The sequence below is a fragment of the Actinacidiphila yeochonensis CN732 genome, assembly GCF_000745345.1.
In the GTDB taxonomy this organism is placed as follows: domain Bacteria; phylum Actinomycetota; class Actinomycetes; order Streptomycetales; family Streptomycetaceae; genus Actinacidiphila; species Actinacidiphila yeochonensis.
The window spans coordinates 4,132,147-4,151,227 of sequence record NZ_JQNR01000005.1 but is presented as its reverse complement, the minus strand read 5'-3'; the positions used below and the strand labels follow the sequence as shown (position 1 = coordinate 4,151,227).

At 71.9% G+C, this 19,081-nt stretch carries 12 protein-coding genes; 9 read left to right on the top strand and 3 right to left on the bottom strand.

Features of this window, described 5'->3' with window-relative positions; genetic code table 11:
* Positions 1-116: 116 nt before the first annotated feature.
* Positions 117-1,118: a beta-ketoacyl-ACP synthase III gene (locus BS72_RS28785; protein WP_037914738.1), complete on the bottom strand. Its 1,002-nt coding sequence runs from the start codon at positions 1,116-1,118 to the stop codon at positions 117-119.
* 665 nt (positions 1,119-1,783) lie between these two features.
* On the opposite strand from BS72_RS28785, the gene BS72_RS28780 reads away from it, so the two are divergent.
* The 9 genes from BS72_RS28780 (at position 1,784) to BS72_RS28735 (ending at position 15,790) form a co-directional block, all read left to right on the top strand.
* Positions 1,784-3,166, top strand: a complete 1,383-nt coding sequence (locus tag BS72_RS28780) for an ABC transporter substrate-binding protein (RefSeq protein WP_078901710.1) — start codon at positions 1,784-1,786, stop codon at positions 3,164-3,166.
* Entirely contained in the window at positions 3,166-4,185 is a 1,020-nt protein-coding gene (locus BS72_RS28775; RefSeq protein ID WP_051951792.1) for a carbohydrate ABC transporter permease, read from the top strand. The genes BS72_RS28780 and BS72_RS28775 overlap by 1 nt, the downstream gene beginning before the upstream one ends.
* Entirely contained in the window at positions 4,182-5,105 is a 924-nt protein-coding gene (locus tag BS72_RS28770) for a carbohydrate ABC transporter permease (protein ID WP_037914736.1), read from the top strand. Before BS72_RS28775 ends, BS72_RS28770 begins: the two co-directional genes overlap by 4 nt.
* A gap of 237 nt (positions 5,106-5,342) precedes the next feature.
* Complete coding sequence (locus BS72_RS28760) at positions 5,343-6,710, top strand: glycoside hydrolase family 3 N-terminal domain-containing protein (RefSeq protein WP_078901709.1); 1,368 nt, start codon at positions 5,343-5,345, stop codon at positions 6,708-6,710.
* A gap of 544 nt (positions 6,711-7,254) precedes the next feature.
* Complete coding sequence (locus BS72_RS36855; RefSeq protein WP_051951791.1) at positions 7,255-7,470, top strand: SH3 domain-containing protein; 216 nt, start codon at positions 7,255-7,257, stop codon at positions 7,468-7,470.
* A 250-nt stretch (positions 7,471-7,720) separates the two neighbouring features.
* Positions 7,721-9,190 carry an EfeM/EfeO family lipoprotein gene (locus tag BS72_RS28750; RefSeq protein WP_232792556.1) on the top strand — a complete coding sequence of 490 codons (1,470 nt, stop codon included), beginning with the start codon at positions 7,721-7,723 and terminating at the stop codon, positions 9,188-9,190.
* The gene (efeB, locus tag BS72_RS28745; protein ID WP_232792555.1) at positions 9,187-10,464 is read left to right on the top strand and encodes an iron uptake transporter deferrochelatase/peroxidase subunit; all 1,278 of its coding nucleotides are present in this window, start codon (positions 9,187-9,189) and stop codon (positions 10,462-10,464) included. Before BS72_RS28750 ends, efeB begins: the two co-directional genes overlap by 4 nt.
* Positions 10,465-10,674: 210 nt before the next feature.
* A complete protein-coding gene (locus tag BS72_RS28740) occupies positions 10,675-12,648 on the top strand; it encodes an alkaline phosphatase family protein (RefSeq protein ID WP_051951790.1) in 1,974 nt (657 codons plus the stop codon).
* A gap of 493 nt (positions 12,649-13,141) precedes the next feature.
* Positions 13,142-15,790 (top strand): discoidin domain-containing protein, encoded by a 2,649-nt coding sequence (locus tag BS72_RS28735; protein WP_051951789.1) that lies wholly within the window; start codon positions 13,142-13,144, stop codon positions 15,788-15,790.
* Between the two features lie 266 nt (positions 15,791-16,056).
* Here the strand turns inward: BS72_RS28735 and BS72_RS38905 are convergent, their stop codons facing one another.
* Entirely contained in the window at positions 16,057-17,481 is a 1,425-nt protein-coding gene (locus BS72_RS38905) for a GH12 family glycosyl hydrolase domain-containing protein (RefSeq protein WP_037914730.1), read from the bottom strand.
* Positions 17,482-18,230: 749 nt separating this feature from the next.
* Positions 18,231-18,647, bottom strand: coding sequence for a hypothetical protein (locus tag BS72_RS28725; RefSeq protein ID WP_037914727.1), 417 nt, complete (start codon positions 18,645-18,647; stop codon positions 18,231-18,233).
* Positions 18,648-19,081 lie beyond the last annotated feature (434 nt).

Genomic DNA, 19,081 nt, shown 5'->3' with positions numbered 1-19,081 from the left:
CTCGCCGCACCGCACACCGGCCTCCGGCGAGCGGACGCGTCACCTCCGGTACGCGGCACCGAACGCCCGTCGCCGCTCCGCCGCCCCCTTGCCCCGGGTCGGCCCCCGCCGTCGCCTCAGGGCAGCCGCGCGGCCACCGCCGCGTACGACAGACCCGCCCCGTAGCCGAGCAGCAGCGCCGTACCGCCGGATGGAGCCTGTCCGGAGGCCAGGACGGCCTCCATCGCCATCGGGATGGACGCCCCGGAGGTGTTGCCGCTGGTGACGATGTCCTTGGCCACGGTGACCCGGGCCGGCAGGCCCATGGAACGGGTCATGCTGTCGATGATCCGCTCGTTCGCCTGGTGCGGGATGAACGCGTCGAGGTCCTCCGGGCCGATGCCCGCCGCGTCCAGCGCCTCCCGGGCGACCTTGGCCATCTCGTAGACCGCCCACCGGAAGACCCGCTGGCCGTCCTGGCGCAGCGCCGGAAAGGGGTGGCCCGGCTCGTCCCTGAGGGCGTCCCACGGTACCGACTGCCGGATCACGTCGGCCTGCGAACCGTCCGCGCCCCACACGGCGGGCCCGAACCCCGGCGTTTCGGAGGGTCCGACCACGACCGCGCCGGCGCCGTCCCCGAAGATGAACGCGGTCGAGCGGTCGGACAGGTCCAGGATGTCGGTCATCCGCTCCACGCCCACCACCAGTACGTGGCCGCCGCGGGCCCGCACGGCGTCGGAGGCGAGTACGAGGCCGTGCACGAAGCCGGCGCAGCCGGCGGAGATGTCGAACCCGGCGGCGCGGACGGCGCCGACCCGGTGGGCGATCTCGGTGGCGACGGCCGGCGTCTGCATCAGGTGGGTGAAGGTGGCCACGATCACGCAGGTGATGTCCTCCGGCGAGATACCCGCCGACGCGATGGCCTTGGACGCCGCCTGTTCGGCCATCACCCCCAGCGTCTCGTCCGGACCGGCCCAGCGGCGGGTGACGATGCCGGTTCTGGAGCGGATCCACTCGTCCGAGGAGTCGATGTGGCGGCACACCTCCGCGTTGTCGACGATCCGCCGCGGGCGGTACGCGCCCACTCCGAGAATCCGGCTGTGCGGCGCCCCGGCGGGCACGGCGAACTCAGCGTTCATGGGGACCTTTCAGGCCAGAGGCCGGCGGGGGCCGTCCCCGCTGCCACGGGCGCCCTCGCGGGCGCCCGCAACGATTCTCCCGCGCCTGGTGCGCCGACCGACGCACCCGTCCGAACCGCCGCCCGAACGGCGGCCCGAACTGGCGCCCGAACGGGCACCCCGACCCGCCGCCGCGCCCGCCACCCGAACAGCCGCCGGACGGCGACCCGGACCGGACCCCGGCGGCCGCCCGGTCCGCCGGTCCGGGCAGGCCCTACCCCCCGCGCGTCCGCCCGGCCGCCGGCCATCGACCATCGGCCGATAAAGGGGTCGGCACGAACCAGCGGCACGTGAAACGATCATGACGGCACGTCAAGTACCCCGCCGAACCGCCCCGTCCGCACCCGGACCGACCGACGCGGCTCGCGTACGGCCCTCCACCGGACGGGAGTTGACGGAAGCGAACAGGTTCAAACACGGGCTGCGTATCACGGTCCGGCAACGCATCGGGAACAGGGCGTTGACGACCCTGGGCATGTGGCGTAGAACTACCACTCAGTTGCGATGGCGTTTTATCTTGGTGACTTCTGTTGGAAACGGATCGGCGTTAGAGCCGCTGGGAATTGTCCGCCGCCAACGTTTCGCCTGCCGTCCCTTTGATACGCCCACACACACATGGAGGCACCATGTCGGACGTCGAGTCGACGGGCAGCAGCACACCGGACAGCACCACCGTGTCCGGGCCGCTGTCCGCGTCGCGCCGGAACCTGCTGAGGGGGGTGGCCGGCGCCGCCGGCGTGGCCGCGGCCGGCGGCCTGCTGACCGCCTGCGGCGGCGGCGGTTCGGGCGACGACAAGAAGAGCGGCTCCGGGACGAGCACCAAGTCCGTCGCGGGAAGCAGCGTCACCTTCGGGTCGAACTACTCCGACCCGGCGGCGAAGGCCGCGTTCGCCGCGCTGACCTCGGGCGCGACCGCCTCCACGAAGGTCAAGGTCAACATCAACACCGTTGACCACAACACCTTCCAGGACAACATCACCAGCTACCTGCAGGGCACGCCGGACGACCTCTTCACCTGGTTCGCCGGCTACCGCATGCAGTACTTCGCGGCGCAGGGCCTGGCCCAGCCCCTCGACGACGTGTGGGACAAGATCGGCCCGAACTTCTCCCCCGCCGCCAAGAAGCTCTCCACCGGCCTGGACGGCCACCAGTACCTGGTGCCGATCTACAACTACCCGTGGGTGGTCTTCTACAACAAGAGCGAGTTCTCCAAGCGCGGCTACTCCGTCCCGACCACCTGGGACGAGTACATCGCGCTGGCGAAGAAGATGAAGGGCGACGGGCTGATCCCGATCGCGTTCGCCGACAAGGACGGCTGGCCGGGGCTGGGGACGTTCGACATCCTCAACATGCGGATCAACGGGTACGACTACCACATCAAGCTGATGAAGCACGAAGTGCCGTGGACCGACCAGGGCGTGCACACCGTCTTCCAGCACTGGGCCGAGCTGATGCCCTACCTCCAGACCGGCGCCAACGGCCGGGTCTGGCAGGACGCCGCCAAGGCGCTGGAGCAGAAGCAGGCCGGCATGATGTTCCAGGGCACCAACCAGGTGGCCGCCCAGTACGTGACCGACAAGGCGGACCTGGACGACCTGGACTTCTTCACCTTCCCCGCGGTCAACCCGCAGTGGGGCCAGGACTACATGGACGCCCCCACCGACGGCTTCATGCTCAGCAAGAAGGCCAAGAACACCGACGCGGCCAAGGCGATCCTGGAGTACATCGGCACCGGCCCCGCCGAGAGCTCCTACCTCAAGACCGACCAGTGGGACGTCGGCCTGGTCTCGGGCCTCCAGGTGCCCACCTACAACGCCATCCAGAAGAAGTCGGTCACCGAGATCGGCAAGTGCAAGGCCGTCGCGCAGTTCATGGACCGCGACTCGGACCCGGCGATGGCCAACGCGATGATCAAGATCTGCCAGAGCTTCATCGAGGACCCGAGCACCTCGAACATCGCCAAGCTCCAGCAGAGCGCCGAGAAGCAGGCGAAGGCGATCTACTCCTGATGAGCGCACCCTCCGAGGAGCGCACCCCGGCGGCGGTGTCGGAACAGTCCGCGGGCCTCCCGGCCCCGGCCCGGCGCCGCCGTCGGCGGTTGCGCACGATGAACACGCGCGACCGCGTCGTCGTCGCGCTGCTACTGGGCATACCCCTGCTGCTGGACCTCGTCTTCGTGTGGTTCCCGGCCATCGGCACCGTGCTGCTGTCGTTCACCAAGTGGAACGGCGTCGGCAGTCTGCACAGCAAGACGTGCCAGCCGAACATGCCGTCGATCCTCAACAACGGCTGCTGGTTCGGCGTCCAGAACTACCATCAGGCCGCCACGCTGGACCCGTCGTTCTGGCCCGCCGTGCGCCACAACCTGATCTGGCTCGCGGTGTTCGTGGTGATCGCCACCCCGCTCGGCATGCTCTTCGCGGTGCTGCTCGACCGCGGCCTGCGCGGCACCCGCATCTACCAGAGCCTGCTGTTCCTGCCGGTGATGCTGTCGCTGGCGCTGATCGGCATCATCTGGGAGTTCGTGTACTCCCAGAACTACGGCCTGATCAACACCGTCATCGGCCGGAACGGCAACAGCAACGCCATCGACTGGTTGGGCAACCCCCATCTGAACCTGTGGGCGGTGCTGCTGGAGGCCACCTGGCGACAGGCCGGGTACGTGATGGTGCTCTACCTGGCCGGGCTCAAGGCGGTCGACCCCACGCTGCGCGAGGCCGCGCTGATGGACGGCGCCAACCCGTGGCAGACGTTCTGGCGGGTCGTCTTCCCGGTGATGAAGCCGATCAACATCGTGATCATGGTGGTCACGGTGATCGAGTCGCTGCGCGCCTTCGACCTGGTCTACATCACCAACAAGGGCATCAACGGCCTGGAGCTGCTGTCGGTGCTGGTGACCTCCAACATCGTCGGCGAGACCCAGCGGGTCGGCTACGGGTCGGCGCTGGGCGTGGTGCTGCTGGTGATCTCCCTGGTGCCCATCTCGATCTTCCTCTACCAGACCTTCCGCCGGGAGGAAGCACCGTGAGCACCGAGACACTGGCCCGCCCGGCCGCCCCGTCGTCCGCCCGCCCGGGAGGCCCCGGCGGCAAACCCAAGGCGTGGGGCCAGATCGCCTCCCAGGCGTTCCTGATCATCGCGTCCGTCCTGTGGGTGCTGCCGATCCTGTTCGCCCTCTACGTGGCCCTGCGGCCGTACTCCGACACCCGCAAGTACGGGTACGTGTCGCTGCCCCACCACATCACGTTCGACAACTTCCGCGACGCGTGGACGCAGTCGGACATGCTCCACTTCTTCTGGAACTCGGTGCTGATCACCGTGCCCGCGGTGGCCGTCGTGCTGGCGCTCTCCTCCGGGGTCGCGTTCGTGCTGACCCGGGTGAACATCAGGGTGAACGTGGCCCTGCTGATCGTCTTCACGGCCGGCAACCTGCTGCCGCAGCAGGTGGTCATCACCCCGCTGTACCGGATCTACCTCAAGATCCACCTGCCGCACTTCATCGCGCACAGCGGCCTGATGTACAACTCGATCTTCGGTCTGGTCGTCATCAACGTCGCCTTCCAGATGGGCTTCTGCGTCTTCGTCCTCAGCAACTACATGCGCTCGATCCCGGGTGAGATGTACGAGGCGGCGCTGGTGGACGGCGCGAGCCTGTGGACGCGGTTCTGGCGGCTGACGGTCCCGCTGTGCCGTCCGGCGCTCGCGGCGCTGGCGACGCTGCTGACCACCTGGATCTACAACGACTTCTTCTGGGCCATCACCCTGATGTCGTCCGGCGACAAGCGCCCGGTCACCTCGGCGCTCGCCAACCTCCAGGGACAGTTCGTCAGCAACCAGAACATGATCGCGGCAGCGGCCATGATCGCCGCGATCCCGACCCTGGTGGTCTACCTGTGCCTCCAGCGCCAGTTCATCGCGGGGCTGTCCCTCGGCTCCAGCAAGGGCTGACCGGCACCGCCGGGCACGCACCCGCCCGCGGCTCCGTGCCCGTCCGCCGCTCCGGGCACGGCGCGGAGCCGGTACGGTACACCGCACAGGTGACCGCCACGCCCCCGCCGCGCGCCGCCCGCACCGGGCCGGCGCGCGGCGGGGGCGTCCGTTCGGCTGACGGCGGGGGGACCCTCACGGGGGTTAATTCGCGCCGGACGGGACAACCTCGGTCTCAGGTGGAATCAAGGAGCACAGATGTCACCCCCGAAACCCGAGGTGCGAGGTCACACCGTGCGCAAGGTGCCAGGTCCAGGTCCCGGTCCGGGTCCACACGCCGTCAGGACGCCCTACTCCGTCCGGGCGAGGCGGGGCGCGCTCTGCCTCGGCCTGCTGGTGGCGGTGGCCGCCTGCGGCGGGAACGGGGGGTCGTCGTCCACCACGACGCCGGCTGCCCCGTCGACGTCCACCCCCGCCACCACCGGCTCGCCGCGGGCCACCTCCTCCCCCGCCACGAGCGCGAGCACCGCCGCCCCGTCGGCGAGCACCTCCGGCCCGGCCACCGCTCAGCCGGCCGCCTGCGTCTCCACCGCGTTCAACGCGATGGACAACGCCCAGCGGGTGGGGCAGCTGCTCATGACGCCGGTCGGCAGTACCGGTCTGACCAGCGCACAGGCCGCCGCGATCCGCTCCAGCCGGGCCGGCTCGGTCTTCCTCAGCGGACGCACCAACGCCGGCTCGGCGTCGGTGAAGGCGATCACCGACAAGGTGCGCGGCCTCGCCACCTCCGTGCACGGGGTGAAGCTCGGCATGTTCGTCTCCACCGACCAGGAGGGCGGCCAGGTCCAGGTACTGCGGGGGCCGGGCTTCAGCACCATCCCGGCCGCCACCACGCAGGGCACCTGGTCGGCCTCGCTGCTCCAGTCGCGCGCCGCCCAGTGGGGGCGCGAGCTGCAGGCGGCCGGCGTCGACATGAACCTCGCCCCGGTCGCCGACACGGTGCCGCCCGACCTCACGTCGGTGAACGCCCCGATCGGCCAGCTCGACCGCGAGTACGGCACCACCCCGTCGACGGTGGCCACGCACAGCACCGCGTTCCTCAAGGGGATGGCGCAGGCGAAGGTGACCGCGACGGCCAAGCACTTCCCCGGCCTGGGCCGGGTGCGCGGCAACACCGACTTCAGCTCCGGTGTGACGGACCCGACCACCACCCGCGACGATCCCTTCCTGCTGCCGTTCCGCAACGCCGTGCAGGCCGGCGTGCCCTTCGTGATGGTCTCCTCCGCGATCTACAGCCGGATCGACAGCCACAACCAGGCCGCGTTCTCCACCACGGTGATCCGCGGCGTGCTCCGCGGCCGGCTGGGCTTCACCGGCCCGGTCATCTCCGACGACCTCGGGCAGGCGGTGGCCGTCTCGGACCGCTCCGCGGGCGCCCGCGCCGTCGACTTCATCGCGGCGGGCGGCAACGTCGTCCTGACCGTCAGCACCGACACCGTGGCCCCGATGGCCGCGGCCGTGCTCTCCCGGATGTCCTCCGACGCGGCCTTCCGCGCAGACGTCGACGACAGCGTGAAGCGGGTGCTGCGGGCGAAGGCCGACGCCGGTCTGCTGACCTGCGGATGACCGCGGCCGTACCGCTGGACCGCGGATGACCGCCGCTTGACCGGGATATGACGCTTTCCGGACCTTGTCGGGACCCTCGGGGCCGGCCGCCCTCCGCGGTTGCCTGCCCCGTCAACACCCGGCGCTGGAGGGGGCCATGGGCGCGGCGGGGCGCGGATGACGGCAGGCGGGCGTCAGGTGCGGTCCATCCGGGTGGAGATGCCTTCCCCTGGCCCCACCCGGCCGTCCCGCATGCCATGAAGGAGGCAACGGCAGCTCTTCCACGAAAGAGGACAGGAATGTACTCAAGCCTTGCCAAGCGCCGTGTCACCACGGCGGTCGCGGGTCTGCTGATCGCCGGCTCGGGCGTGCTGGTCGCCACCCCCGCGCTCGCCGCGGACCCGGCGGCTGGCGCCTCCGCCGCCGGCGCGGTGTCGACGGCGTCCACCGGGCCGGCCGCCCCGCACGCCACCCCACCGCCCCCGCCGCCGGCTCCGCGGGCGGCTCGGGCGCCGCCGCCCAGCCGGCGAAGCCCACGAAGCCCGCGGCCGAGCCGAAGGGCCGGGTGGTCTCCCGCCTGCCCCTGACGGTCCGCGAGTACGCCAGCAGCGACTCCCGCGCTCTCGGCACCCTCCAGCCCGGCGCGGTGGTCGCGCTCACGTGCAAGGTCGTCGGCGAGAAGGTGGACGGCAACGACCGCTGGTACCGGCTGGGCGCCGGCAAGAAGGGGTATGTGGCGGCGCGCTACGTCGACAACCTGTCGGCCGTCCCGTGGTGCTGACAGCGGACTGACTCCCCGGAGCCCTCCCGGACGCGCCCCGCCGGACCCCGACGGGGCGCGTCCGGCTCCCCACGGCGGCCTTCCGGGTCGCCGACCAGCCCGAAAGGGTTAGTTAGGGTACCCTTACGATGTCGCGATAGTGAACTGCGGGGGAATTATGGGTTCCTGGCACTGAGCTGCTGGGGTGGCGTGCCGCGGCGTGCATAGCATTGCGGCGACCACGATCCACTGCACCGAATCCGGAGGTCCGGTGTCCGCCGAACCCGATCCCGATCCCGCCGCGGCAGCCCCGTCGGGCAGTTCGCCCCAGTCGGAGCCCGCCGCCGGGTCCGGCGGAGGCGAGGCGGCCGACACGCCGTCCAGCGCGTCCCCTGACGGCATAGCGGACCCCGCCGCCGAAGCGACCGATGCGACCGGAACCGCCGAAGCGACAGCGGCTGCCGGCGGGACCGGCGACGCCCCTGCCGCCTCCGCCGCCTCCGACGGCGCCCCCGCGGCCCGCCGCGGCCTGTTGCGCTCGCGCGGCGTCCAGGCGGCCGCCGCCGCGGTGGTCGTCGCCGCCGTGGCCGCGGGCGCGCTGGTCGCGTCCGGCCGCCACACGAGCGGCACCGGCCACCCGTCGGCAGCGGCCGCCTCCGACGGGATGCGCCACACCGCGGTGGAGATCTCCCCGAGCAACTGCGGCACGGGCTGGGACGCCTCCGCCGCGCCGCGCGCCGGGACGCAGGTCTTCGACCTGCACAACTCCGGCTCCTCGGCGAGCGAGGTGTACCTCACCGACCCGCACACCGGCCGGCTCTACGCGGAGGTGGAGGGCCTGGCGCCCGGGGCCGACCGGCAGATGCTGGTCGACCTCGGCAGCGGGACCTACGCCTTCGAGTGCCAGCAGGAGGACACCGACTCGGTGACCGGCCCCTCCGTGAAGGTCCCCGGCCACACCCCGCAGGGACCCTCCAGCCTGCCGGTGACCGTGCACGACCTGATCCCGCCGACCCTCGCCTACCAGAAGTGGATCAACGGCCGGATGGCCGATCTCACCACGGAGACAGGCAGGTTGAAGGCGGACATCGACCGCGGCGACCTCTCCGCCGCGCGCCGCGACTGGCTGTCGGGCCACCTGGTCTACGAGCGGATGGGCGCCGCGTACGACACCTTCGGGGACGCCGACGGCGTGATCAACGGGACCGCGCCGCTGGGCGGCGACCCCGCCGAGGCCGACGGCTTCACGGGCTTCCACCGCATCGAGTACGGGTTGTGGCACGGCGAGTCCGCCGCCTCCCTGCGCGGGCAGGCGCAGACCCTGGACAAGGCCGCGCGGGACCTGCGGACCACCTGGACGAAGCAGCAGATGGACCCGGCGAACATGGCCCTGCGGGCCCACGAGATCGTCGAGAACACCCTCCAGTTCGAGCTCACCAGCCGCACGGACTACGGCAGCGGCACCAACCTGGCGACGGCGGTGGCCAACCTCGACGGCTCGCGGCAGATCCTGGACCGGCTGCGCCCGCTGCTGAAGACCCGCGACACGAACCTGGCGGAGCTGGACGCCTCGCTGGCGCGGGCCCGCGCCTACGCGGCCTCGTTCGAGCACGGCGGGAAGTGGACCCCGGTGGACGAACTCACCCGCTCCCAACGCGAGCGACTCGACGCCGACTTCGGCGACCTTCTGGAACAACTCGCCCCGGTGGCGGCGATCTTCGATGTGCGGAGGACGGCATGAACGGCGACGGCACCGCTGTCGGACAGGGCACCGGGAGCATGCGGCGGCGCGGCTTCCTGCGCGGGGCGGCGCTGGGCGCGGGCGCGATCGGCGCGGCGGCGGGCGGCTCCGCGGTACTGGCCGGGGCCACGGCCTCGGCCGCCTCCCCGACGCCCGCCCAGAAGGCCGCGGCGGCCACCGCGCCGTTCCACGGCGTGCACCAGGCGGGCGTCGCCCAGCCGGTCCAGAACGCCTCGGTGACGCTGGCGTTCGACGTGACGGCCGCCGACCGGCGGGAGCTGACCGAGCTGATGCACACCCTCACGGAGCGGGCCCGGTTCCTGGCCACGGGCGGCACGCCGCAGGCCGTGGGCATCACCGACTCGCCCTCGGACAGCGGCACCCTCGGCCCGAAGGTTCCGGCCGACGGGCTGGCGGTCACCGTCGGCGTGGGCGCCTCGCTCTTCGACGGGCGGTTCGGGCTGGGCGACCGCAAGCCGCTGCGGCTGTCGGCGATGCCGGCGTTCCCCGACGACGACCTGCGCGAGGAGTGGTGCCACGGCGACCTGAGCCTCCAGCTCAGCGCCCCGCACACCGACACGGTGCTGCACGCGCTGCGCGACATAGCCCGGCACACCCGCGGCGGCATGCAGGTCAGGTGGCGCATGGACGGCTTCTCCAGCCCGTCGCGGCCCTCCGGCACCCCCCGCAACCACCTGGGGTTCAAGGACGGCACCTCCCAGCCGGACATCACCGAACCGGCGGTGGCCGAGAAGCTGCTGTGGGTGGGCTCCGGCGGCGCCGAGCCGGCGTGGACGGCCGGCGGCTCGTACCAGGTGGTGCGGGTGATCCGGATGCTGGTGGAGTTCTGGGACCGGGTGTCGATCACCGAGCAGGAGCGGATGTTCGGCCGCAACCGCGACACCGGCGCACCGCTCGACGGCGACCACGAGTTCGACACGCCGAACTTCGCCCAGGACCCGATGGGAGACGTCATCCCGCTGGACAGCCACATGCGGATGGCCAACCCGCGCACCACGCAGACCGACGACCAGCGCATCCTGCGGCGGGCCTACAACTACGACAACGGCATGGACGTCAACGGCAACCTCGACATGGGGCTGGTCTTCGTCTGCTACCAGCAGGACCTCCAGCGGCAGTTCGAGGCGGTCCAGAAGCGCCTGGCGGGTGAACCGCTGGTGGACTACATCTCGCCGTACGGCGGCGGCTACTTCTTCGCGCTGCCCGGCGTCCGGGACCGCTCCGACTGGTACGGAAGCGCCCTGTTGGGCTAACTCCCCGACGCCGTACGGCAGTCGTCGCGAACGGTAGCGGGAACGGCCGCGACCGACGATATCGGGAACGGAACCGACTCCTCGTGTTCACCGGCCGGTCACCAGAGGTCCTCAGTCCCGTCGAGGCCCACCAGAACGATCGCGACCGACACCGTGCGCCAACGTGTTCGCGTACGGATGAAAGCACCACACAGCGGAGGCTGACAGAGCATGACCAGCACTGGCGGGAATGGCACGACGAGAAGGGGTCCGGGCGTACGGGCCGCGCGCTGGGGGGCGTTCGCCGGAGCCGCAGCGCTCATGCTGGCGGGCGCCGCCGCACCGGCCTACGCCTCGCCCGCCCCCTCGAACCACGGCACCACCAGCACCACCAGCACCACCACGCCGATCAAGCACCTGGTCGTCATCTACGACGAGAACGTGTCGTTCGACCACTACTTCGGCACGTACCCGCAGGCGGCGAACACCGACGGGACGAAGTTCACCGCGGCGAAGAACACGCCGAAGGCGAACAACCTCACCAACTCGGGCCTGCTGAAGAAGAACCCCAACCAGTACGCCCCGCAGCGCCTGGCCAGCACCGATGCCGTGACCTGCGACCAGAACCACTCCTACGGCCCCGAGCAGTACGCGGCCAACGGCGGCAAGGCCGACTCGTACGTCCAGAACACCGACTCGGGCAAGTGCTCGGGCGGCCTGTTCTACCAGCCCGGTCTGGTCATGGACTACTACGACGGCAACACCGTCACCGCGATGTGGAACTACGCGCAGAACTACTCGCTCGGCGACAACTCCTTCAGCTCCAACTTCGGCCCGTCCACCCCGGGCGCGCTGAACCTGGTCTCGGGCCAGACGCACGGCGTCGTCTCCGTGGACCCGGCGTCCGGCACGGAGAACCCGAAGCAGACCACCACGCCCGACGCGTACACGGTGGCCTCGCCGAACGCCAAGGGTGTCGGCACCGTCGCCAACGACCCCGACCCGGCCTACGACGACTGCTCGGACAACAGCCACACCAGCACCAACGCGCTGGGTGAGATGACGGGCAAGAACGTCGGCGACCTGCTCAACTCCAAGAACGTGACGTGGGGCTGGTTCCAGGGCGGCTTCCGTCCGTCCACCGCGTGGGACGGCAAGCAGGGCGACTACGCCAGCTGCCTGGGAAGCACGCACACCAACATCGCCGGCGCCTCGTCGGTGGACTACAGCCCGCACCACTCGCCGTTCCAGTACTACAAGTCGACGTCGAACCCGCACCACCTGGCGCCGAAGAACGTCGCGGAGATCGGCCACAACGGCCAGGCGAACCACAACTACGACCTCACGGACTTCGACGCGGCGCTCAAGGCGGGCAACCTGCCCTCCGTCAGCTTCCTGAAGGCCGCTGAGTACCAGGACGGCCACGCCGCCTACTCCGACCCGACCGACGAGCAGAACTTCATCGTCAAGGAGATCAACGCCGTCCAGTCCTCCGCGGACTGGAAGGACACCGCCGTCGTCGTCGCCTACGACGACTCGGACGGCTGGTACGACCACGTGGTCGCCACGCCGCAGAACGGCTCCAAGGACACCACGGTCGGCTCCAACGGCAAGACCACGGACAGCCCGATGTGCCAGGCCGGTCCGGCCGCGCTGGGCGGCTACGCCGACCGCTGCGGCCCCGGCACCCGCCAGCCGCTGCTGGTCATCTCGCCCTACAGCAAGGCGAACTCGATCGACCACGACCGCACCGAGCAGGCGTCGATCACCAAGTTCATCGAGGACAACTGGAAGACCGGCCGGATCGGTGACGCGTCCTTCGACACCCGGGCCGGGTCGCTCAACGGCGCCTTCGACTTCAAGCACCCGAACGACAAGCAGGTGCTGCTGAACAGCAACGGCTCCGTGAAGTCGGTGCGCACCATCAGCACCGGCAACAACGGCGGCACCGGCAACAACGGCAAGGGCAACGACAACGGCAAGGGCAACGGCGGCTCGAACGGCGGCCACAACGGCTCCGGCGCGGGCGGCTCGGGCTCCGGCACCGGCTCCTCCGGCGGCAACGACGTCTCGACGCAGCTGGCCGAGACCGGCAGTTCCTCCCCGGCGCTGCCGCTGGGCGTGACCGCGGGCGTGCTGCTGGTCGGCGGCGGTGCCCTGTACTACGCGCGGCGCCACCGCAGCCACCGTTCGGTGGCGGCGTGACCGCACGCCCGGCACACCCGGCCGACGGGCGGCACGACCGCCCGCGGCCGAGTGACCGCGGCTGAGTTCCACCGCTGACGTCCGCCACCCGCGGGCGGACGGCCCGAAGGGGGCCGCCTTCCGGACCTGGTCCGGGAGGCGGCCCCCTTCGCCGTGCCCCCGGCGGGGGTGAACCCCTTGAACCTTCGGCGGCGGTCTCCGGGCCGCCGCCTTCACCGTCTGAACACTGTCTCCGTGTACCGCGGTTGGCGTACGGGTGACGGGCGGGCGCCTGACGGGCCGCGCAGCGGCGCCGCACCGGGCGGCGGCAGACCGGAGCGGAAGGGGAGCGGCGCCCCCGACCGCGGCCGTTGTGCACAACTCTTGACATGGACGAAACACAGGGAGAACCATCTGCGCATACGTCAGGAGAGCGCTCTCAGTGGTGAACTGGGCAGCGAACGCCGGGCGTTCACCTTCCCTGCCCCCCACCACGCATCCAGGAGAGTGCCGCATGCTCCCACCCCCCACCGGGTCGGCTTCGCCCGGTTCGGCGCCGCCGTCCGTCCTGCGCAGACAGCGCAACATCGTCGCGGCGGTGGTCACCGCCCTGTTCGCCTCGCTGCTGCTCTTCGTGCCCCTGCACGCGGCGCACGCGGCCGGCACCCTGCTCTCGCAGGGCAGGACGGCAACCGCCTCCTCCACCGAGAACGCCGGCACCCCGGCCGCCGACGCGGTCGACGGCAACACCGCGACCCGCTGGTCGAGCGCCGCCGCCGACCCGCAGTGGCTCCAGGTCGACCTCGGCGCCACCGCGAGCCTCAGCTCCGTCACCCTCAACTGGGAGACCGCCTACGCCAAGGCGTTCGAGATCCAGGTCTCCTCGGACGGCTCGAACTGGACGGACGTCTACTCCACCACCACCGGCACCGGCGGCAACCAGACGGTTTCCGTAAACGGTTCCGGGCGCTATGTCCGGATGTACGGAACCCAGCGGGCCACCCAGTACGGCTACTCGCTCTGGGAGTTCCAGGTCTACGGCACCGCCGGCGGCACCACCCCGCCGTCCCAGGCCACGCTGATCTCGCAGGGCCGCCCGGCGACCGCCTCCTCCACCGAGAACGCCGGCACCCCGGCCGCCGACGCGGTCGACGGCAACACCGCGACCCGCTGGTCGAGCGCCGCCGCCGACCCGCAGTGGCTCCAGGTCGACCTCGGCGCCACCTCGACGATCAGCCAGGTCGTCCTCAACTGGGAGACCGCCTACGCCAAGGCGTTCGAGATCCAGGTCTCCTCGGACGGCTCGAACTGGACGGACGTCTACTCCACCACCACCGGCACCGGCGGCAACCAGACGCTGAACGTCTCCGGCTCCGGCCGCTACGTGCGCCTGTACGGCACCGCGCGCGCCACCGGCTACGGCTACTCGCTCTGGGAGTTCCAGGTCTACGGCACGGCCGGTGACGACAGCGGCGGCTCGACCGGCGGCAGCACCGGGGGGACCGGGACCACCGGCCCGATCCAGGGCGGCGGCGACCTCGGCCCGAACGTGAAGGTCTTCGACCCCTCGACGCCCGACATCCAGGCGCAGTTGGACTCGATCTTCGCGCAGCAGGAGAGCAACCAGTTCGGCGACGCCCGCTACCAGGTCTTCTTCAAGCCGGGCACGTACAACAACATCAACGACCAGATCGGCTTCTACACCTCGGTCTCCGGTCTGGGCAAGAACCCGGACGACGTCCAGATCAACGGCGACATGACCGTGGACGCCGGCTGGTTCAACGGCAACGCCACGCAGAACTTCTGGCGTTCGGTGGAGAACATGGCCATCAAGCCGGTCAGCGGCACCGACCGGTGGGCGGTGGCGCAGGCCGCGCCGTTCCGCCGCGTCCACGTCGAGGGCGGCCTCAACCTGGCGCCCAACGGCTACGGCTGGGCCTCGGGCGGGTACATCGCCGACAGCAAGATCGACGGCACGGTCGGCCCGTACTCGCAGCAGCAGTGGTACACCCGCGACAGCTCCGTCGGCGGCTGGACCAACGGCGTGTGGAACATGGTCTTCTCCGGGGTCCAGGGCGCTCCCGCGCAGGGCTTCCCCAACCCGGTGTACACCACCCTCGCCACCACCCCCGAGTCGCGCGACAAGCCGTACATGTACATCGACGGCAGCGGCAACTACCAGGTGTTCGTGCCGAACACGCGCACCAACGCCAGCGGGGTGGACTGGCCGAACACGCCGGGCACCTCGATCCCGCTGACCCAGTTCTACGTGGCGAAGCCGGGCGTCTCCGCGGAGACGATCAACGCGGCGCTGGCGCAGGGCCTCAACCTGGTCCTCACCCCGGGCATCTACCACGTGGACCAGCCGATCAACGTCACCCGCGCCAACACCGTCGTGCTGGGCCTGGGTTACGCCACAGTCGTGCCGGACAACGGCGTGGACGCGGTGAAGGTGGCTGACGTCGACGGCGTGAAGCTGGCCGGCTTCCTGATCGACGCGGGCACCGGCAAGTCCCCGCAGCTGCTCCAGGTGGGCGCCCCGGGCTCCTCGGCCAGCCACTCCGCCGACCCGACGACCATCCAGGACGTGTTCGCCCGGATCGGCGGCGCGGGCGCGGGCCAGGCGGGTACGGCCTTCGAGATCAACAGCAACGACGTGATCATCGACCACACCTGGCTGTGGCGGGCCGACCACGGCGCCGGCGTGGGGTGGACCAGCAACCCCGCGGACGAGGGCCTGAAGGTCAACGGCAACAACGTGCTGGCGACCGGCCTGTTCGTGGAGCACTTCGAGAAGTACGACGTGGAGTGGGCCGGCCAGAACGGCAGAACGATCTTCTTCCAGAACGAGATCGCCTACGATCCGCCGAACCAGGCGGCCGTCCAGAACGGCAGCACCCGCGGCTACGCCGCCTACAAGGTGGACGCCAACGTCACCACCCACGAGGGCTGGGGGCTGGGCAGCTACTGCAACTTCACCGCGGACCCGACGATCGTCCAGGACCACGGGTTCGAGGCGCCCAACACACCGGGGGTGAAGTTCCACGACCTGCTCGTGGTCTCCCTCGGCGGAATGGGCCAGTACGCCCACGTGATCAACGACACCGGGCCGGGCACCTCCGGCACGTCGACCACCCCGTCGACGGTCACCAGCTACCCGTGACCGGAGCCGCGCGCACGAGGTGAACGGCGGGCTCCGCCTCCCGGCACCGGCGTCGAGCCGGGCCGGGAGCGCGGTACCCGCACCGGGCCGCCGTCCCCCGTCCCGGGGGCGGCGGCCCTTCGCGCGTCCCGCCGCTCCCCACCCGCACCGGCACCGCACCCGCACGGCACCGGCACGATCCAGGCCCGGACGCACGCGAGCCCGGCGGGCGGGGGACCATGCCCCCGTCGGCCGGGCCTGCGCTCTCAGCGGTCAGTGGTCCGCGGTCAGCTCGCGGTGCAGGTCGGGGTGGGCACGCCCCCGCCCGAGCCGGTGCCCTGGAAGCCGAACGAGGTGCTCGTGCCGGCGCCCAGCGAGCCGTTCCAGTCCAGGCTCGACGCGCTGACGGCGGTGCCGGACTGGGTCACCGTCGCGTTCCACGCGCTGGTGATGTGCTGGCTGCCGCCGTAGGTCCAGCCGACCTTCCACCCGTGGACCGCGGAGCTGCCCGCCGTGACGGTGACGTTGGCGGTGTAGCCGGCGCCCCAGTCGCTGCTGACGGTGTAGGAGGCGGTGCAGCCGGCGCCGGCCGGCGGGGTGCCGCCGCCGGAGGCCGTGGTGGCGGTGGCCCCGGCGGAGGCGGCCGAGGTGTTGCCGGCCGCGTCGTGGGCGGTGACCGTCCAGGTGTAGGCCGTCGACGCGCTCAGCCCGGTGTCGGTGAACGTCGTCCCCGTGGCGGTGCCCACCAGCTTGCCGCTCCGGTAGACGTCGTACCCGGCCACCCCGGTGTCGTCGGTGGCCGGCGACCAGCTGAGTGTGGCGCTGCTCGCCGTCGTGCCGGTGACGGTGAGCCCGGTCGGCGTGCTCGGCGGCTGGGTGTCCCCGGCCGGCGGGGTGGTGGTGCCGCCGCCGGTGCTCGCGTCGAAGGAGAAGCCGGTGGTGGCCAGGCCCTGCCCGCCCTGCCAGATCTCGAACCCGGCCTCGGCGTCGATGAGGTAGTGCGCCGGGTTGACGGAGCCGCGCCCGACGGCGTCGTTGATGAGCGCCTTCACGTCCAGGCCGGAGACGGAGGTGGCGCCGCCCTGGAGCACGTACGAGATGATCTTCCAGGACGTCTGCTGCCCGGTCCACACGTCCCAGTTGTGCCCCGCCGCGGTGGAGGTGCCGGTCTTGCCGCCGAAGGGCTGGACACCGCCGCGGCTGTTGAGCCAGATCATGATCTCGGTGCCGTCGGGCTGGCCCACGGTGGTCGGCGTGGAGTTGATCCACAGGTCGTACGCGACGTCGTAGGCGCCGCTCGACGGCTGCACCGTGCTCCACGAGGAGGTCGCGCTGCCCAGGTCGCTGATCTTGATCGGCAGACCGCTGCCGGAGGTGCAGTCGCCCCAGTGGCAGCCCTTGTAGATCGACGGGTAGGTGGCGGGCGCGCCGCTGGTGGAGGTGGAGAAGTTCGCTGTGTCCACCGACCAGGAGGTGCCGCCGCTGTAGGAGACGCACTGCTGGAGGGTGGAGTTCCACTCGTTGGCCTGGACGATGTAGGCGCCGGCCGCGATGGTGCCCTCGGGGTCGCACGTGCTGGTCGCGGCGTGCGCGGACTGGGCCAGCGTCAGCGGCAGCAGCACCGTCGCGGCGGCGGTGAGCACGGCGGCGGCGCGCGTGCGCCAGGCGCGGTGGGGCGCGCGGGGGCGTGTACGGCGGAAGAGGCGTGTCACGGAGGTGGTCCCTTCACCGGAACGTGGGGGATGGTCGGGTGCCACGGCACCTGGGGTGGGAGCGCTCCCACTCGGTGCCGTCTCACATCAAGCCAGCGCGGCCCGGCGCCGTCAAGGGGCCCGACCGCGTTCATGAGGTGAACGCCCGCCCACGCGCCCTCGGCTCGCCCGCTCGGGCCGGTACCTCACGTCCGGTCGCGCCGCCGGCGACCGCGCCGCCCGCGCGGTGCCGCCACGAGGTGCCGTTACGCGCCCGTCGCGGGTCCGGGCGGCGCGCGGAGGGACGGGCGGCACCCTGCTGCTGTCGGCCGCCCGGATGTCCGGCGGGGCGCCGCCGCGGCGTCGGGGGTCGAAGGCGGCAGGCGCGGGGAGGCGGCTCGGGCGGGGCCGCTCCGGCAGGAGGTGAACGAATGGTCGGAGGTGATCCCGGGGCCGGCGCGGGCTTCAGCGGGAGCGCCGCGTCTTTCCGCAGGAGCGCGGCGTCCCGGGTCGCCACCGGCGGTGAGATCGTCCGAGGGGTCGGCACGGCGGGCGGCACGCGCCGCCGGCGGGCGGGCGGCGGGCTCCGCGCGCGCCGAGCGGGTCCGGCGACGGCGTCGCGCGCCGTCGCCGCCTTCGGGCGGGTGCGTGCCGGAGGGTGCCCGGAGGACGGGCCGACCTCGCCGCCCGCCTTCGACGCCGTCGCCGCTTCGACGCCGCTCCGGTGGCCCGGGCCCGTTGCCCGGATCCGTTGCCCCGCCCCAGGGGCGTCAGGCCGCGCGGTTGGCGGCCTCGAACGCCTCGGCCAGGGTGGCGCTCTCGTCGGCGGGGACGGCCCGCTGGAGCGCCGGGACGAGGTCGCGCCGCTCGTGGAAGAGGTACTGGTACATCTGGGTGAGGCCGCCGTCGATGGTGAGGGTGCGGGTGTCCTCGGGATGGCGACCGGTCAGGGCCCGGTCGAGGATGCCCTGGATGAGGTCGCCCTCCTGGCGGTCGCGCTGCACGACGCGGACGGACTCGCCGTGCCGCTCCAGCGCCTTGCGGACGGTGGCCTCCTTCGCGGCGCAGTGCCGGGCGAAGGTGTCGGCCAGCGGACGGACGTCCTCGGGCCGGGTGCCGCCGCGCATCCTGAGGTCCTCGACCATGGCCAGCAGCAGCCCGCCCGAGGTGATCATGCTGGCGGCCACGCCCGTGGGCGGCTGTTCGGGGCTGCTGTGCAGCCGGGAGCGCAGCCGGCTCGCCCAGCCGCCGCGCCCTTCGCCCCGCCGCCGCGGGGGCCGGCCGGGTCGCGCCGTCGCCGGGCGCGACCGCGCTCTGGGGGACGCGCTCGGGCGTGTCCTCGCGCTCGCTCGCTTCGCTCATGCCACCGACTCCTTGTCTTGCGCCCGCCGGTCGGGCGGGTCCCGGCCTGCCGGCGGGCAGCCGGGCGGGGGCCTGCACGTCCTACGGTGCTACGGACCGGCCGTCCGCGCTTCCCACGGTCGGCCGGTCGGGCCCGCCCGGCTGCCCCGGCGGTCTCGCCGAGGTCGCCGGGGCAGCCCCTGGCCGCGGCTCGGGCCTGCTTCACGGACGCTCGCCGGGGTGCCCCCGGGCCGTCCTGAGAGCGGCCCGGCGGCGATGC

What these genes read in the sequence shown, in the direction of transcription:
- BS72_RS28780 (WP_078901710.1), top strand. Translation starts at nt 1,784, where the DNA reads ATGTCGGACGTCGAGTCGACGGGCAGCAGCACACCGGACAGCACCACC.
- efeB (WP_232792555.1), top strand. Translation starts at nt 9,187, where the DNA reads ATGAACGGCGACGGCACCGCTGTCGGACAGGGCACCGGGAGCATGCGG.
- BS72_RS28735 (WP_051951789.1), top strand. Translation starts at nt 13,142, where the DNA reads ATGCTCCCACCCCCCACCGGGTCGGCTTCGCCCGGTTCGGCGCCGCCG.
- BS72_RS28740 (WP_051951790.1), top strand. Translation starts at nt 10,675, where the DNA reads ATGACCAGCACTGGCGGGAATGGCACGACGAGAAGGGGTCCGGGCGTA.
- BS72_RS28775 (WP_051951792.1), top strand. Translation starts at nt 3,166, where the DNA reads ATGAGCGCACCCTCCGAGGAGCGCACCCCGGCGGCGGTGTCGGAACAG.
- BS72_RS28785 (WP_037914738.1), bottom strand. Translation starts at nt 1,118, where the DNA reads ATGAACGCTGAGTTCGCCGTGCCCGCCGGGGCGCCGCACAGCCGGATT.
- BS72_RS28760 (WP_078901709.1), top strand. Translation starts at nt 5,343, where the DNA reads ATGTCACCCCCGAAACCCGAGGTGCGAGGTCACACCGTGCGCAAGGTG.